Below are 15,330 nucleotides of genomic sequence, written 5' to 3'. Positions count from 1 at the left end.
AGTGGAGATCGTCGACTACCTGCGGGTCGCCCGACGGCGCCTCTGGGTACTCGTGGGGGTGCCGCTGGTCGCCACCGGCGCGGCGGCCGGCATCGTCCTGCTCGCGCCACAGCAGTACAGCGGCACCGCCTACGTGGCGGCGCCGGCGCTGGTGGGCGGGGCGGCCGGTACGCAGTACACCGGCACGCAGGCGGCGAACCAGTTCGTGGCGGCCTTCGGCGCGGCGGTCACCTCACCCCGGGTCCTCGCCGACGTGGCCGGTGACACCGGGGTGACGCCGGAGCGGCTGCGCGACGGCCTCGCCGTCACCCAGGTCGGCGCGAGCAGCCAACTGGAGGTGACGTACACCGCCGGCGACCGGGCGACCGTCGCGCCGGTGCTGGGCGCGACCACCACCCGCGCGCTCGCCTTCCTGTTCTCCTCCCAGGTCGGCATCGCCACCAGCGAGGTCGAGGCGGCCAATGCCGACGTCACCGCCGCCACCACGGCGATCGGTGAGTGGGAGAAGGCCAACAAGGTCTCCCAGCCGGACCGGATCTACCAGGCGACGCTGGGTGAGCTGACCAGTCTGCGGCAGCAGCAACTCTCCATGCAGGCGGTCGGCAACAGCCGGGGCGCGGGCGCGGCGGCCGCCGCGATCACCGCAGCCCAGAAGAAGCTCGACGAGCTGGGGCCGAAACTCCCCGACTACCAGGCGCTGCTCGCCCAGCGGGACGCGGCGACCGGCGCGCTGTCGCAGGCCCGGGAGGGGTTGCAGGCGGCCCGGGCCCAGGCCCAGGCCGCCGATCCGAAGCAGGTGACCAGCATCGGCGAGACGCACGACGTGAGCCGGATGGCCGAGCTGGTGCGTACCGCAGTGCCGGTGGGCGGTGCCGGCCTGCTGCTCGGCGTGCTGCTGGTCGGTGTCCTCGAACTGCTCTCGCGGGCACGCCTGACCGGTCGCCCGACCACCGCGCCGACCCCGAGCGACCCGCCGGCGCAGACGCCGGCCGAGCCGCCGGTGTCGGCGCGGACCGTGCCCGCGGCACGGCCGTGACCGCCCGGGAACGGGCCGCCAGGTGCGCGGCGAGCTGACCGGGCGGCCACCGGCCCCGCCGGAGGCCGGCGATCAGCAGGTACGCGGCATGGCGCGCGGCGGCATGCTGAACCTGGCGAGCGCGGTGCTCAGCCAGGTGGCGCTCTTCCTGGTCATGCTGTTGCTGGCCCGCGTGCTGGGCGTACGCGAGCTGGGCCGGTACGCCCAGGTCTACGCCGTGCTGTCGTTGCTCGGGCTGCTCTCGCTGTCCGGTTTCCGCGCCGGGCTGACCCGGTTCGTGGCGGTGCACCTCGCCGACGACGACCCGGCGGCGCTGCGGGGCGCGATCCGCCTCGGGATCGGCATCTCGGTCGTGGCGTCCACAGTCATCGCCGTCGGTCTGACGGTCGGCGCGCCGTGGCTCGCCGGGGCACTGCACGACCCGCAGCTCAGCACCGGTCTGCGGTTGGTCGCGCTGTGCCTGCCCGCCTCGACCGTCTGCGAGGCCGCCCTCGCGGCCACCCGGGGTTGGCGTACCCAACGGGCCTACGCGCTCATCGGCCAGGTCTACGAACCGGCGGCCCGGCTGGTCCTCACCGCGGTGGCGCTCGCCGTGGGGGCGGGCCTGACCGGCGCGTTCTGGGCCCTCGTGGTGGCCAGCTGGAGCGCCGCCGGGTTCGCTCTGGTGGCGCTCACCCGGATGGTGCGCCGGGTGCCGGCCGCCCGGCCCGCGTACCGGCCGGGAGAGCTGTTCCGCTTCTCCACGGTCAGCTGGGTCTCCTCGCTCTCCTCGACCGGGCTGATCTGGGTGGACGCGTTGCTGCTCGGGTTCTTCGACTACGGGCCCGACGCGATCGGCGTCTACCACGTGGCGACCCGGCTGGTGACGATCGCGGTGTTCGTGCTCGCACCGGTCAACGCCTCGTTCGGCCCGCACCTGGCGCACCTCTACCACCAGGGTCGGCTGGACGAGGTCCGCCGGATCTACCGGGTCGCCACCGGCTGGGTGCTGCGACTGTCGCTGCCGGCGTTCGTGGCGTTGCTGGTCTTCCCGGAGCAGTTGCTGCGCCTCGTCGGTGGGCCCGGTCTGGTCGGCGGCGCGGCGGTCACGGTCGTGCTGGCGCTCGGCCAACTCGTCAACGCCGCCACCGGGCCGTGCGGGACGCTGCTGAACATGTCGGGCCGGGTCGCGGTCAACATGGTCGACAACCTCGCCGCCCTGGTGCTCAACATCCTGCTCAACCTGTGGCTCATCCCGGCGTACGGCATCCTCGGCGCGGCGGTGGCCTGGGCGGTCTCGCTGGCCGCGGTGAACGTCGCCCGGGTGTGGCAGGTGCGCGCGCAGGTGCACACGGTGCCGCTGACGACCGGCATGCTCAAGGGGCTGGCCGCCGCGGTGTTCGCGGTGGTCGTCGGGTTCGGTGTGCGGTGGCTGGTCGAGGGCTGGGTCGCGCAGCTCACCGTCGGCCTGACCGCGATCGTGGGGGCGTACTGCGCCGGTGTGCTCGCCCTCGGGCTCAGTCGGGAGGACGTCATGGTGCTGCGTTCGGTGACCCGTCGGGGCGGCCGACGCGCCGCCCCGGCCGGCAGCCCCGCCGCGAAGGTCGGTTCGTGAGCACGCCCGGTCGACGTCAGGTCACCGACCACCTGCGTCGAGGTGTGCGCGCGACCCGGGCGTGGGGACGCGCCGCGCGGCCGGGCGAGCCCGGCCCACTGCCCGACTTCCTGGTGATCGGCGGTCAACGCTGCGGCACCACCTCGCTGTACCACCACCTCGCCGCGCATCCCCGGGTACGGGTGGCCACCGGCAAGGAGTTGCAGTACTTCAGCGTCCACCATGGGCGAGGCACGCGCTGGTACCGGGGGCACTTCCCGCGCCTCGCCCCGGACGAGCGCACGTTCGAGGCGAGCCCCTACTACCTGTTCCATCCGGGGGTGCCGTCCCGGGTCGCGGCGGCCCTGCCGCAGGCCCGCTTCGTCGCCCTGCTGCGGGACCCGGTGCAGCGGGCCTACTCGCACTACCTGCACACCCGCTCGTACGGGCTGGAGCCGCTGACCTTCACCGACGCGCTCGACGCCGAGGAGGAGCGGCTGGCCCGGGCGACGCGTGGCGGCCCGGACACCCGTGCCGCGCACCGGGCGTTACGCAACCACTCGTACGCCGCCCGGGGCCGCTACGCCGAGCAGGTCGAGCGGTGGTTCGCGCACGTCCCCCGGGAACGGATCCACGTCGCCCGGACCGAGGACCTGCACGCCGACCCGACGGGCACGTACCGCGCGATCCTGGCCTTCCTCGACCTGCCGGCCTTCACACCCGAGGCGTTCACCCGGCACACCCGCCGCGTCGACGAGGGCGCCTCGCAGCTGACCCCGCAGCTGCGGGACCGGCTGGCCGCGTACTTCGCGCCGCACAACGCCCGCCTGGCCGCCCTGCTCGACTGGCCCGACCCCTGGCCCGGCTAGCGCGCGGCACCGGCCAGGCGGCAGGTCGGCATGGGTCAGCGAGCGCCCGCCGGAGGTAGGTCGAGGAACCAGTCGGCTAGCGCAGGTCGGCGAGGATCCGCTCGACCGGCTGGTCGGCGCGCAGCAGCACGGGGACGTCGGTCACCGTGGTGCCACCCCCGGCCGCGCGCAGCGGGGCACCCACCGCACCGGTCTGCCCACCCCGTGCCGCCGGCACCGTCACCGGAGTGGTCGACGCCGACCACAGCACCAGCGTGCTCGACCCGCCGCGCACGAAGGCGACCCCATGGAGCTTGTCGGCCACCGAGGCCGGCAGCGGGGCGACAGTGGCGTCCCGGGCCGCGTCGGCCAGGCTCGCCAACATCCGGCCGGCTTCGCGTTCGGTGCCGTCCGGGTCGAGCAGGCCGTAGCGGACCTCACTGCCGGCGGCGTTGTTCGGGTTGTACGCCAACGGCAACCAGCTGATCTCGCCGATCCCACCGGCGGCCAGCAGGGTGACCGTCTTGACCATCTTGGCGGCCCGGCTGGCCGGGTCACCGTCGCCGTCACGCCAGAACTGACCGACCTCCCACGCCTGGATCGGCATGCCGGCCGGTGTCGTCGCACGCAGGTGGTCCAGCAGTGGCGCGACCCCGCTGAAGTGCTCGTAGAAGTGCACCTGCCGGACGTCGACGGTGCGGTCGGCCAGCAGCGACTCGGTGGCGGCCAGGAACCGCAGGCTACGGCTGTTGGTGTCGGTGCCGAGCGCCTTGCGGAGTTGCTCCGCCCCGGTGACCGCCGGAATCTGCTGGCCCCTGGTGCCGACCCGGCGCTGGAAGTACGCCTGGTAGGCGGCGACGGCCTCGGACACCCGACCGGCGCGCACCAGCCGGTCGGCGACACCCATGCCGTACGCGACGCTGCTGATGCCCGAGTCGACCACCAGCGCCTGCGGGTCGGTCGCGCGGATCGTCTCGGCGGCGGCCTTGACGAGCCGTACGTAGTCCTCGGGGCTGCCGGCCCAGTAACTCGGTGCGTTGACCTCGTTCTCGATGGCGTACTCGCGCACCCCGTACGGGCCGTAGCGCTGCACCACCGAGCGGACGAACCGCTGGTACGCGGCGAGATCGGTGGGCATCGCCGACTCGGTCTTGTTCGCCGCCCCCCGGGTGTAGCGCGCGGTGCCGCCGGTCGCCCAGCACACCCCGGTACGGATCTTCAGGTGCAGCGTGATGCCCAGCTCCCGGCTGCGGGAGGCGATCTCGTCCAACCCGGCCCAGTCCGGCTGCCCCGAGGTGTGTTCGATCTCGCACCAGGAGATCTCCTCGTAGGTCGCCGAGCCGGCGATCCGCCGCAGGTACGGCGCGAACTGCTGGTAACGCGACCAGTCCCAGTGCGCCCCGAACGGGTTGCTCACCCCGGTGACGGCACGTCCCGGCGCGGCTGTGGCCGACGGGGTGGCGGCACCCGTCGGGGGCGCCGGTGGGTCGTCGTCGCGGGCGGTGCAGGCGGCGGTGACCAGGAGCGTGGTGGCGAGGGCGGCGGCGAGCACGCCCAGCCGGCGGGACCGGTTCACCGGTAGCCGAGGGCGCGCAGGGTCGGCCCGGAGAACACCCAGACCAGCAGGCGGAGGAACGGGTCGAGCTCGCGGCGATGGGTGCCGACCCGGGAGCCGTAGATCGGTTCGGTCAGGCTCGCGGCGGCCCGCCGTTTCGCCGCCTCGGTGGTGTACTTCTGCGCCACGTCGTGCTGCTTGCTGTCGTAGTCGAGGATGCCGTCCTCCCACGGTTCGCCGAGGAACTCGAAGAGACCCCGCATCGTCTTCTCCGGCTCGGTCACCGCCTGCTCGTACCGCAGCTCGTAGTAGCGGTCCGGGGGCAGGGTGGCCCCGACGGCCCGCGCGGCGCGGATGTAGCGCGGCCACTTCACCACGCACTTGACGGCGGACCAGTAGCCGAACCGTTTGCGGTGCGAGACCACCACGTCGCGGCCGTCCCGGATCAGGTGCACGATCTGGGCGTCCGGGAAGACCTCGGTGACGAAGTCGAGTGACATCGCGTACAGCGGGGTCTTGTCGGCCCACCGGGTCTTGCCCCGGGCGGCGGCGTAGTCGGCGTGGACGCCGCCGAAGAAGTCCCGGATCCGTCGTAGCCAGTCCTCGCGGGGGAAGCCGAAGCGGGCGAGGCGTTCCCAGTCCCGCCCGACGATCCGTCGCAGGTCGGGCAGGAACCGGGTCTCCGGGCCGCAGCTGATGCGCGAGTGGGAGTCCAGGACGAGGCGCACCATCGTCGTGCCGGAGCGCTGACATCCGACCAGGAAGATCGGTGCGGTACGGGTCGGTGGTTCAGCCACGGTCGGCCGCCTTCGTCTCGGAACGGGCGTCGGCCGCGCACCTGTCGAGCCGGTCGGTCAGCTCGTCGCAGAGCGCCCGCACGCGCCGGTCGATCGGTAACGGCTGGTGGCCCGCTGCGGCGTCGTGGAACCGGCGTGGGGCGATGTGCGCGTGCAGCCCCGGCCGGTAGGGGAAGTCGAGGAACGCGCACAGCCGTCGCAGTTGCGCCTCCGGCTCCGCGACGACCGTGTCGTAGCGGCAGAGCAGCACGTCGGCGCGCTGGTCCAGGCCGAGGTGGAAGACGAGCGAGTTGCGGACGTACCAGAAGAGGGCCGCGCCGCTGTGCGGGTCCAACCTCTGCGGGTCGTGCGCCCGGATCAGCTCGACGGCGTCGGCGTCGAGGCGCTGCCCCTGCCACCGTCGACCGATGCTGCCGTCGGCGATGGCGCGCAACGCCCGCAGGTTGGCCTCACCGAACTTGGCGACCTCGGAGCGGGCCCGGTCGTCGACGTCGCGGTAGACCCAGAGCGCGCGGCCGGGCGTCGACCCCGGCAGGGCCAGCAACTCGTCCACGCGGTGGCTCTCGCAGAGGGGCTTGACCAGGACGTACGCGTGTCGGCTGCGCTGGATCACGGCGGTCAGCACCGCGTCCGGGCGGAGCTGGAAGCGGTGGAAGAGGGTGCTGTCGTTCTCGTTGCGGACCTCGACCTCGGGGGCCGCGTCCAGGCCACGGACCAGCATGTTCGTGCCGGACCGTTGCAGACCGACCAGGTAGACCGGCATCGCCGAGCCGGGCGTCCGGCCGGCCCGCCGCCGCCAGCGTCGTTTCGCCAGTGCGGTGCGGACCCGCTCGACGGGGTCGAGGCGGTCCTCCTCGATCAGCCGCCCGATCCCCTCGGTGCGCGCCCAGCGCAGGTGCCGCCGGATCCGGCGCGCGGTGTACGCGACTGTGGAGACCTCGTCGTCGGCTGCCACGGTCCTCCTCGGTCGGGCGCCGGTCCGGCGCACTGGGAGACGGGGACGACCGGCGGCGCAGCCAGGCTATCGGGAGATCATGGCGGGAAGCCAGGCCGCGAACCGCACGGGCATACGAAGATCAACCGTTTAGGCACATGCCATAGGTGAACTGGACTCGCAGACCTGCCCTGCATACGGTGGGCCCTGGCCGGGGCGGGCAGACCCCGGTCGCCACCCCGGGCCCGGTTCGCCCGATCGACGTGAGCAGGCCGACTCGATGCGCGTGCTGCATGTGAACAAGTTCCTCTACCGCCGAGGCGGCGCCGAGGGCTACCTGCTCGACCTCGCGGACCTGCAGCGGGCGGCGGGGGACACGGTCGCCTACTTCGGCATGAGCCACCGGGAGAACGAGTCGCCGCTGCCGTACGCGCAGCGGTTTCCCACCGAAGTGGAGCTGGAGCCGGCGCCGAGCGGGCTACGACCACGCGCGACGGCGGTCGGTCGGATGCTGTGGTCACCGGCGAGCCGCCGGGGCCTGGCCCAGGTGATCGACGACTTCCGCCCGGACGTGCTGCACCTGCACAACATCTACCACCAGCTCTCGCCGTCGGTGCTCGCCGCGGCACGGTCGGCCGGCGTGCCGTGCGTGTTGACCCTGCACGACTACAAGCTCGCCTGCCCGAGCTACCAACTGCTGGACCGGGGCCGTCCCTGCCAGGCCTGCGTCACCGGAGGCCCCCTCCAGGCGGCCCGCCGCCGCTGCAAGGACGGATCGCTGTCGCGCAGTGGCCTGCTCGCTGTCGAGTCGTGGTTGCACCGGCGGTTCGACGCGTACGACCCGGTGCAGGTCTTCGTCAGCCCGAGCGAGTTCCTGGCCGACGTGATGCGTCGCGCCGGCGTGTACCCGGACCGGCTGCGCGTGGTGAACCACTTCGTCGACCTGGGCGGCATCGCCACCAAGCAGACCCCCGGCGGCGGTGTCGTCTTCGCCGGTCGGCTGGCGGCGGAGAAGGGCGTCGACGTGCTGGTCGAGGCGGTGGCCGCGCTGCCGGACGGGGTCACCGTCGACGTCGCCGGCGACGGCCCGGCCCGGCTCGACCTGGAGGCGCTCGCCGCGCGCCGCGCGCCCGGCCGGATCCGGTTCCACGGCCGCCTGGACAAGCCGCGCCTGCACGAGCTGATCCGGTCGGCAGCGGTGGTCGCCGTTCCCTCACGGTGGCACGAGAACCAGCCGATGGCGGTGCTGGAGGCGTTCGCCTGCGGTGTCCCGGTGGTCGCCACAGACCTCGGTGGGCTTCCCGAGCTGGTCCAGCCCACAGTGGACGGCAGCGTCGTCGGGGCGGACCGGCCCACGGACCTCGCCGACGCGCTGACCGCGCTGCTTGACGACCCCGAACGGGCGTACCGGATGGGGCAGGCCGGTCGGGCGAAAATCGCCCGGCAGTTCGCCCCCGACCTGCACCTGGCCCGCATCCGCGCGCTCTACGCGGAGGCCGCCGGGGCGCTGCCGAACCGGCGGCGCGCAGGCCGCGCGACGACCGGTGGGGGAGCGGCCCGGTGAGCGCGGTCCGAGTGCTCTACCTCGCCGGCAGCGGTCGCAGCGGCAGCACGCTGATCACCACCGTCCTGGGGCAGGTCCCGGGCTTCTTCGCCGCGGGTGAGCTGCGCTACCTCTGGCGGCGCGGCATCGTGGAGAACCGGCAGTGCGGCTGCGGGGTGCCGCTGGCCGACTGCCCGCTCTGGACGCGGGTACGCGCCGACCTGGCCGGCGCCGACCCGGCCGGGATCGCCGGCCGGCTGGCCGAGCGGCTGCGCCTGCGCGGGCTGCCCGCACTGCTGCGTCGACAGCGTCGCGGTCGACGGCCGGTCGACGGTCACAGCGACGACACCCACCTGGCCCGGCTGTACGCCTCGATCGCCGAACACGCCCTCGCCGACCGGCCCGGCGGGGTCATCGTCGACTCCTCCAAGCTGCCCCCGTACGGCGCTCTGCTGGGCTCCCTGCCCGGCATCGACCTGTACGTCCTGCACGTGGTCCGCGACCCGCGGGCGACCGCGTACTCCTGGCGTCGGCGACGCCCCCTGGACGGGCGCGCGGACGACCGGCTGATGAGCCGGCCACCGGTCTGGAAGGCCGCGGTGCTCTGGCTGGTGTGGAACACCGCCACCGTCCGACTGTGGGGCCGCCGGCCCGTGGACGACCGCTACCTGCGGGTGCGGTACGAGGACTTCGTCGCCGACCCGGCCGGTGTCACCGCACGAATCGTCCGGTTCGTCGGCGCGGCAGCCGACGACCTGCCCTTCCCGACCCCGGACACGGTGCGACTGGCACCCACCCACTCGGTGGCCGGCAACCCCTCGCGGCACCGCACCGGCCTGGTCCCCGTGGTCGCCGACACCGAGTGGCTCACCGGGCTCTCCCCCCGCGCGTACGCGGTGGTCACCGGGCTGACCGGGCCGGCCCTGTCCCGGTTCGGCTACCCGTTGCGCCGGCGGACGGCCACGTCTCCCGCCGCCACGTCCCGTCCGGAGCCGGTCGTCCCCTCGTCACCCGCTTCCCGGCAGGAAGGCTGAACGATGCTCTCACTGGTGGTGGGCACCGGTCGCTGCGGCTCGACCCTGGTGCAGGAGCTGCTCTCCCGGCATCCCGCTGTCGGTTTCGTCTCCGGTCTGGACGACAAGCTCGCCCGGCTCAACCTCAAGGGCCGGTTCAACGGGACGCTCTACCGGCGTTCGGCGCCACGCCCGGCGGGCATGACCTCGCTGCGACACAGCCGACGGTTGCTGGAGCGGGGGCGGCTGCGGGTGGCGCCGTCGGAGGCGTACCACCTGCTCGACAGGCAGGTGCTCGGCGGCTTCTCCCGCCCGTGCCGGGACCTGGTGGCCGAGGACCTGACCCCGTTCGTGGCCCGCCGGCTGCGGACCTTCTTCGACGAGCGGATCGCCCGCCAGGGCTGCCAGCAACTGGTGCAGCACGTCACCGGTTGGCCGCGCACCGGTCTGCTGCACGCCGCGTACCCGGACCTGCGGGTGGTCAACGTGGTGCGTGACGGCCGGGCGGTGGCCAACTCCTGGCTCCAGATGGGCTGGTGGGACGGGTGGCGGGGGCCGGACAACTGGATCTACGGCCCGCTCCCGTCGGACCTGCGGGAGGAGTGGTTCGAGTCGGGCCGGTCCTTCCCGGTGCTCGCCGCGTTGGGCTGGAAGATGCTGATGGAGGCGTTCGCGCAGGCCCGCCTGCGTCACCCCGCCGAGCAGTGGCTCGACGTGCGCTACGAGGACCTGGTGGAGCAGCCCCGGGAACAGGTCGGCCGGATGCTCGACTTCCTGGGACTGCCGTGGTCGCCCGCGTTCGAGAAGGGCTTCTCCCGGTACGACTTCCCGGCGGGCCGGGCGGCGGCGTACCGCGACGAACTCAGCCCGGCGCAGCTCTCCGCGATCGAACGCTCGCTGGAGAAGCCACTCGCCGAGTGGGGCTACCCGGTCTAGGCCCTACGGCACGCTGCACGAGTAGAGCAGCCCGGTCAGCATGCTGAGCGTGCCGGTGACCGGTGTCGACGTCCACCCGCCGGGGCCGTTCGCTACCAGCCGGAAGGTGCCGCTACCGATGCTGAGCAACGCGCCGGGGACGGTGACCGAGGTGGCCGTGGGGGCGAGAGTGCCGCCGCCGGAGAAGCCGCCGGACAGCGACCAGGTGAAGCCGCTGCGGGTGAGCCCGCCGACGGGCAGGGTCCAGGTGAAGGTCGGCGGGGTGGCGAGGCCTGCTGTGCACTGAAGATTGGTCGGTGGGCTGACGGTGCCGGCCTGGAGGGAACCCGTCCCGTACTCGGTGTCGGTCCACGCCGCCATCGTCGACTCTGCTGGTGGGAGCACGACCACCGGGCCGGCGAGCAGCAGGGCGACAGCACCCGCGAGCCGGCGCCGCCGGACACGGCGGGACTTCTCCGTGGCGGACGCCGCCGAGGTGCGGGCGCGCGTCACGGTTGCCCGACTCTGGCCCGGTGTCTGCGGGTGGCGAGGATGAGCAGCACCCCGGCGAGGAGCACCCCGGCGCCGGCGAGCACCGGTGTCCACAGGTTGGTGCCGGTGCGGGGAAGCGGGCCGACAGTGCCGCCTGCCGATGCCCGGTCGCCGAATCCGGTCGCGGTGAGGACCAGATCCGCCGACCCCGAGACGGCGGATCTGGCGAGCAGGCTGGCGGTCACGAGCACCCACCGTTGCTGGTTGGCGCGCATCGCGCTGATGGTGATCGGGTGCGCGACCACCCTCGCGGCGGGGCCGTAGGCGAGGACCTGCTCCGCCTGGCCGCTCGGGCAGGCACCCTGCACCCACCGCATGGCGCAGACGGCGACCGTGAGCTGGAGTCCGTCCGGATCGACGGCGAGTGGGCCCAGCGCCGACAGGGCGATGCTCACCGTGCCGGGCTGCCGCGTGTGTGCCGAGACGCCCACCTGCCACGGCACCGGCTCGTCCGGCGCGAGGTTCGTCATCCGATCCCGGTCGCCGATCGAGATCAGGGTGAGGTACTGGCTCCGAATGACGTCTTCGGTCGTGTCCGCTCGGGCCTGACCGGGCGTCGCCAGGACGGCCGCGGTGACGCCCGGCAGCACAGCCACCAGGATGAACATGCGCCGCAGGATCGAGTCGTCCGGCGCCGCCGTGCGGCTCGGCGGGGTGTCGACCCCGGAACCTGCGCCCGCGTGGTCCGGCCCTGACGGGCCCGACCCCCTGCGCCGCGACGCTCCGCGACCCCGGGTCTGCGGCTCCGCGCCGCGTGGCCAGAACGCCCAGGTGACGATCCCGGCGGTCCCGATCGTGATGGCGCTCATCGCGTACACGTTGGACACGGTGCGCACCGCGTAGCCGAGCCTGGGCACCGACCACTCGACGAGCCGTACGGTGTCCACCGCGTAGGGGGCGGCGTCGTTGGCCTCGTTCGCGTCCCCGCGCAGGGTGAGCAGGCGGGAGGTCCCGCCGCCGTTGGCGACCTCGACGACGCGGTGGGTGATCGGCGGCAGCGGCGTGCGATCGACGGTGACGACGTCGCCCACGCTCACCTCGGACGCGGGAATCTGCCGGACCACGGCCAGTGATCCGGCCGGGATGGTCGGGCTCATCGACCCGGTCTTGAACAGGATGAGCGTGATGTCGAAGAAGAACGCCAGCGGGACGAGGACGACGCACACCGTCCCGCCGACGGCGAGCACGGTCAGCACCAGGTCGCCGACCCGGCCGAGGTGGCTCTGCCGTCGACGCGCGCGTCCCACCATCTGAAGATCCTTACGTAGACGTGGCAGTGAATTCCCAGGTGACGGTGCCGGTCGTGCCCTGGTACGCGTTACTGGCACCGGACTGGATCCGCACCTCGAAGCAGAACCGCAGCTGTGGTGTGGCGCCGCTCGGCACGGTGATGGCGGACGAGACCGGCGAACCGGGCACCGAGGTGATCGCCGAGTAGCTGGGCCCGACGATCCACGTGGGCGTGCCGGTGAAGGCGGCGGCAGCGCAGGTCGTGCTGGTGGTGGCGGTCCGCACCGCGCGGTACTCGAGGGCGGGCAGGAGAGCGCCCGAGTTGTTCGACGACCCGGTGAGCGCCACCGTGCCGCCGACGTTCGTGGTCGCGGTCGTGCGGATGTCGAGGAAGGCGTAGAAGGAGACCGTGGGGGACATCGCCGTCGCGTTGAACGCCAACGTCGCGGCGTTGGACACCGGAGTGTGGCTCGCCCAGGTGCTGGACGCGGTCTGCGATTCGGTGCCGAAGACGCTGGCGCCGAACGACCCGGTGCCGTACTCGCTGTCGGTCCACGCGGCGAGCGTGGACGTCGTTCCCAGACCGAGAACGAGCGCGCCGGCGAGTACGGCACGGGTCCGGCGCAGCCGTGGTGTCCCGGCCGGTGTCCGACGGTTGACCACGGCCGCCACCTATACGGATTCGGCCAGGAGTTGCCAGGTTTCCGTGACCGATGTGCCCTGCACCAGCGTGGGTCCGGCGGTGACGACGAAGCAGAGGTTCACCGCCGCGCCCGGAGTCGTGGGAGGGGTGCCCTGCGTCAGGTTGAACGGCGTCGCACCGGCGACCGAGTCGAGCGCGGTGCCCTGTGCCACGATCCAGGTCGGTGTCGTGGGCGTCGCGCTGCAGTCGGCGAAGGCGGGGACGGTCGCGATCCCGTAGGTGAGGCCGGCGAAGCCGGCGGGAGCGGGGGTGGCCGACGACACGGTGACTGTCGCGTCGTACGTCGTCGCCGCGGTCAGGCGGACGGCGAACGGTGCCGCGACCACGTCACCGGGGCTGATGTCGTCGAAGCCGGTGCTGAAGACCAGTGCTGCCGCCGTGCCGGCCGTGGGGTGCTCCGCGTAGGTGGTGCCGTTCGTGCTGCCCTCCATGCTGAAGGTGCCTGCGGTGAACGTGCCTGTCGCGTACTCCGAGTCGTTCCAGGCGGCGAGGGTGATCGTCGCTCCGAGGCCGAGGGCGATCCCTCCCGCCAGAACTGCCTTGAGCTTGCGACGGGTTCCTCGGCTGCTCGATTCTCTCAACGTGTCCTCCTCGGTGCGACGCTTGTGGCTGTCCTGGGTCGTGACGGTGGCGCGGCGGTGATCTGACCGGCCGTCGCCGTTGTGCAGCCGCCGGTCGAACAGAGGCGAGGTGGCGGGGCTGGCACGCATGGGACACGATAAACCGACAATGACCACTAAAGACGGCAAAAGGGACAAAGATTCGAAGTGAAACCCCTTCGGCTGTGGTGGCTGCGGCAACCGGGCGGGCTGCGGCCCGCAGGTGCGCCGGATAGTCGTGCCGATCCGTTGCCGGCTATCGACCGGCGTCCCGGAGGACCGCTACCCTGTGGCCCCCAGACCATCGATGTGAGGAGATGCGATGGCGCGTCGCACCGGCCGGCCTTCCTACCTGTCCGAGAAGCCCGATGATCGTCGTCGTCGCACAGTGCGCATCACAGTGGCGGCGGGGGCGATCGCACTGGTGACCGCGCTGCTCGGCGGGCTCATCGGCTACCAGGTCGGTCGTCCGGACGCCACCGCGGCGACGATCGCGAGCATCCAGGAAGCCGACGCGAAGCGGGACGCCCAGCAGATCGTGGAGCTGATCGAGACGGCCCGCAGTGTCCGCGACCAGATCGCCCCCGTCCTGGCCGCCGTCAAGGAGGAGAAGTCCGCCGGACGGGCGCCGGATGCGGGTCGGGCGCGTACCTGGCAGGAGACCATGCGCAAGGCCGCCGAGCCGTTCGCCGACCCGCCCTCGGGGACGACCGCCACGAACGTGGCCCGGGGAGGTCTGCGCGGAGCCGTGCAGCAGGCATCGCTCGCCGTCGACACCTACGCCCTGGCGGCCGGGGTCCCCGTCGCCCACCAGGCGGCCCTGCTGGACATCAGCACGCGGCAGGCGGCCGAGGCGGCCACGGTCTGGTCGGTCGCGGCGACCCAGCTCGACCAGATCAGCATCGACGCCGGCCACGGCCACCAGCACGTGTTCCTGGACACAGACCCTCATGAAGGGGCCCTCACCCCGGACGGCGCGGCCGAGGGGACCGGCGGCTGAGGCCCGTTGCGGCATGTCTGTCGGGTTTGCCGACAGGGGCCGTCGTGCCGCGTCGGCACGGCGGCCCCCGCGTGATCTTGGGGTCGGCTCGCCGGATCGGGTACGGTCGCTACTCGCAAAGTCTATGAACCAGATTGGCTTTCTCTGCGATGGAAGCCGAACCGGAGGGACACAGCCGTGAGGTTTCCCAGCGCCGTGCGTCAGGCCGGTCTCGTCGTGGCGATCGCCGCCCTCGCGGTGACCGCGGGGTGCGCCAAGAAGGACGACAGCGAGGTCCAGGCGAGCGGGGTCAAGCTGGTCACGGCGGGCAAGCTGACCGTCTGCACCCACCTGCCGTACCCGCCGTTCCAGTCGAAGGACGCCAGCGGCACGGTGACCGGCTTCGACGTCGAGATCATGGACCTGGTGGCCAAGGAGCTGGGCGTCGAGCAGACGATCGTCGACACCCCGTTCGAGGGGATCAAGTCCGGTCAGGACCTCAACACCGGCAAGTGCGACGCGGCCGCCGCCGGCATGACGATCACCGACGAGCGGAAGAAGGTCCTGGACTTCTCCGACCCGTACTTCGACGCCACCCAGGCGCTGCTGGTGAAGACCGGCAAGGCGTACAAGTCCCTCGACGACCTCAGGGGCAAGAAGTTGGGCGTCCAGGCGGCCACCACGGGTCGTGACTACGCCAAGAAGTTCGAGGCGGAGAAGGGCCTGCAGCTCGTCGAGTTCGAGGACCTCGCCGCCCTTCAGCAGGCTCTCTCCAACGGCCAGGTCGAGGCCGCCGTCAACGACCTGCCGGTCTGGACCGAGTACCTGAAGAAGAACCCGGGCGGGTTCGAGGTGACCGCCGAGTTCAACACCGGCGAGCAGTACGGCTTCCCCGTGAAGAAGGCCGCCAACCCGGAGTTGCTCAAGAAGATCAACGAGGTGCTGGCCAAGGCCAAGCAGGACGGCACGTACGACACGATCTACGAGAAGTGGATCGGTAAGCGGCCGAGCGCCTGATCACACGTGTAGTGCCGGAGGGTGCGCGTCCCGCGC

15 protein-coding genes are annotated in these 15,330 nt (G+C 72.6%); 8 read left to right on the top strand and 7 right to left on the bottom strand.

Annotation, left to right across the window (positions count from 1 at the left end):
* The first annotated feature begins 1 nt into the window (after position 1).
* Genes GA0070612_RS24375 through GA0070612_RS24365 form a run of 3 tightly spaced genes read left to right on the top strand, consistent with a single transcriptional unit; the run spans position 2 to position 3,478 of the window.
* On the top strand, positions 2 to 1,036 hold the full coding sequence (locus GA0070612_RS24375) for a Wzz/FepE/Etk N-terminal domain-containing protein (RefSeq protein WP_157742585.1): 1,035 nt from the start codon (positions 2 to 4) through the stop codon (positions 1,034 to 1,036).
* A 22-nt stretch (positions 1,037 to 1,058) separates the two neighbouring features.
* Complete coding sequence (locus tag GA0070612_RS24370) at positions 1,059 to 2,630, top strand: flippase (RefSeq protein WP_088990034.1); 1,572 nt, start codon at positions 1,059 to 1,061, stop codon at positions 2,628 to 2,630.
* Positions 2,627 to 3,478: a sulfotransferase family protein gene (locus tag GA0070612_RS24365; RefSeq protein ID WP_157742584.1), complete on the top strand. Its 852-nt coding sequence runs from the start codon at positions 2,627 to 2,629 to the stop codon at positions 3,476 to 3,478. Before GA0070612_RS24370 ends, GA0070612_RS24365 begins: the two co-directional genes overlap by 4 nt.
* Positions 3,479 to 3,554: 76 nt before the next feature.
* On the opposite strand, the gene GA0070612_RS24360 is transcribed toward GA0070612_RS24365, so the two are convergent.
* Genes GA0070612_RS24360 through GA0070612_RS24350 form a run of 3 tightly spaced genes read right to left on the bottom strand, consistent with a single transcriptional unit; the run spans position 3,555 to position 6,764 of the window.
* Positions 3,555 to 5,033, bottom strand: coding sequence for a hypothetical protein (locus GA0070612_RS24360; protein ID WP_088990032.1), 1,479 nt, complete (start codon positions 5,031 to 5,033; stop codon positions 3,555 to 3,557).
* Positions 5,030 to 5,809 carry a sulfotransferase family protein gene (locus GA0070612_RS24355; protein WP_088990031.1) on the bottom strand — a complete coding sequence of 260 codons (780 nt, stop codon included), beginning with the start codon at positions 5,807 to 5,809 and terminating at the stop codon, positions 5,030 to 5,032. The genes GA0070612_RS24360 and GA0070612_RS24355 overlap by 4 nt, the downstream gene beginning before the upstream one ends.
* Positions 5,802 to 6,764 carry a sulfotransferase family protein gene (locus GA0070612_RS24350; RefSeq protein ID WP_088990030.1) on the bottom strand — a complete coding sequence of 321 codons (963 nt, stop codon included), beginning with the start codon at positions 6,762 to 6,764 and terminating at the stop codon, positions 5,802 to 5,804. Before GA0070612_RS24350 ends, GA0070612_RS24355 begins: the two co-directional genes overlap by 8 nt.
* Positions 6,765 to 7,023: 259 nt before the next feature.
* On the opposite strand from GA0070612_RS24350, the gene GA0070612_RS24345 reads away from it, so the two are divergent.
* The 3 genes from GA0070612_RS24345 to GA0070612_RS24335 are packed head-to-tail and all read left to right on the top strand — an operon-like array spanning position 7,024 to position 10,235.
* A complete protein-coding gene (locus GA0070612_RS24345; protein WP_088990029.1) occupies positions 7,024 to 8,307 on the top strand; it encodes a glycosyltransferase in 1,284 nt (427 codons plus the stop codon).
* Positions 8,304 to 9,320: a sulfotransferase gene (locus GA0070612_RS24340; protein WP_088990028.1), complete on the top strand. Its 1,017-nt coding sequence runs from the start codon at positions 8,304 to 8,306 to the stop codon at positions 9,318 to 9,320. The genes GA0070612_RS24345 and GA0070612_RS24340 overlap by 4 nt, the downstream gene beginning before the upstream one ends.
* 3 nt (positions 9,321 to 9,323) lie before the next feature.
* Positions 9,324 to 10,235 (top strand): sulfotransferase family protein, encoded by a 912-nt coding sequence (locus tag GA0070612_RS24335; RefSeq protein WP_088990027.1) that lies wholly within the window; start codon positions 9,324 to 9,326, stop codon positions 10,233 to 10,235.
* 3 nt (positions 10,236 to 10,238) lie between these two features.
* Here GA0070612_RS24335 and GA0070612_RS24330 read toward each other — a convergent pair whose 3' ends face one another.
* Genes GA0070612_RS24330 through GA0070612_RS24315 form a run of 4 tightly spaced genes read right to left on the bottom strand, consistent with a single transcriptional unit; the run spans position 10,239 to position 13,409 of the window.
* Positions 10,239 to 10,727 carry a hypothetical protein gene (locus tag GA0070612_RS24330; protein ID WP_088990026.1) on the bottom strand — a complete coding sequence of 163 codons (489 nt, stop codon included), beginning with the start codon at positions 10,725 to 10,727 and terminating at the stop codon, positions 10,239 to 10,241.
* The gene (locus GA0070612_RS24325; RefSeq protein ID WP_088990025.1) at positions 10,724 to 12,016 is read right to left on the bottom strand and encodes a signal peptidase I; all 1,293 of its coding nucleotides are present in this window, start codon (positions 12,014 to 12,016) and stop codon (positions 10,724 to 10,726) included. The genes GA0070612_RS24330 and GA0070612_RS24325 overlap by 4 nt, the downstream gene beginning before the upstream one ends.
* Positions 12,017 to 12,026: 10 nt before the next feature.
* Positions 12,027 to 12,659 (bottom strand): SipW-dependent-type signal peptide-containing protein, encoded by a 633-nt coding sequence (locus GA0070612_RS32165; RefSeq protein WP_197699232.1) that lies wholly within the window; start codon positions 12,657 to 12,659, stop codon positions 12,027 to 12,029.
* 9 nt (positions 12,660 to 12,668) lie between these two features.
* Positions 12,669 to 13,409, bottom strand: a complete 741-nt coding sequence (locus tag GA0070612_RS24315) for a SipW-dependent-type signal peptide-containing protein (protein ID WP_088990024.1) — start codon at positions 13,407 to 13,409, stop codon at positions 12,669 to 12,671.
* 211 nt (positions 13,410 to 13,620) lie between these two features.
* On the opposite strand from GA0070612_RS24315, the gene GA0070612_RS24310 reads away from it, so the two are divergent.
* Complete coding sequence (locus GA0070612_RS24310; RefSeq protein ID WP_088990023.1) at positions 13,621 to 14,298, top strand: hypothetical protein; 678 nt, start codon at positions 13,621 to 13,623, stop codon at positions 14,296 to 14,298.
* 177 nt (positions 14,299 to 14,475) lie between these two features.
* Positions 14,476 to 15,294, top strand: a complete 819-nt coding sequence (locus tag GA0070612_RS24305) for a basic amino acid ABC transporter substrate-binding protein (RefSeq protein WP_088990022.1) — start codon at positions 14,476 to 14,478, stop codon at positions 15,292 to 15,294.
* The last annotated feature ends 36 nt before the right edge of the window (positions 15,295 to 15,330 follow it).

It is taken from the genome of Micromonospora chokoriensis (assembly GCF_900091505.1).
GTDB lineage: Bacteria > Actinomycetota > Actinomycetes > Mycobacteriales > Micromonosporaceae > Micromonospora > Micromonospora chokoriensis.
Note: the sequence above shows the minus strand (reverse complement) of the source record. Positions and strands in the feature narration are given on the sequence as shown.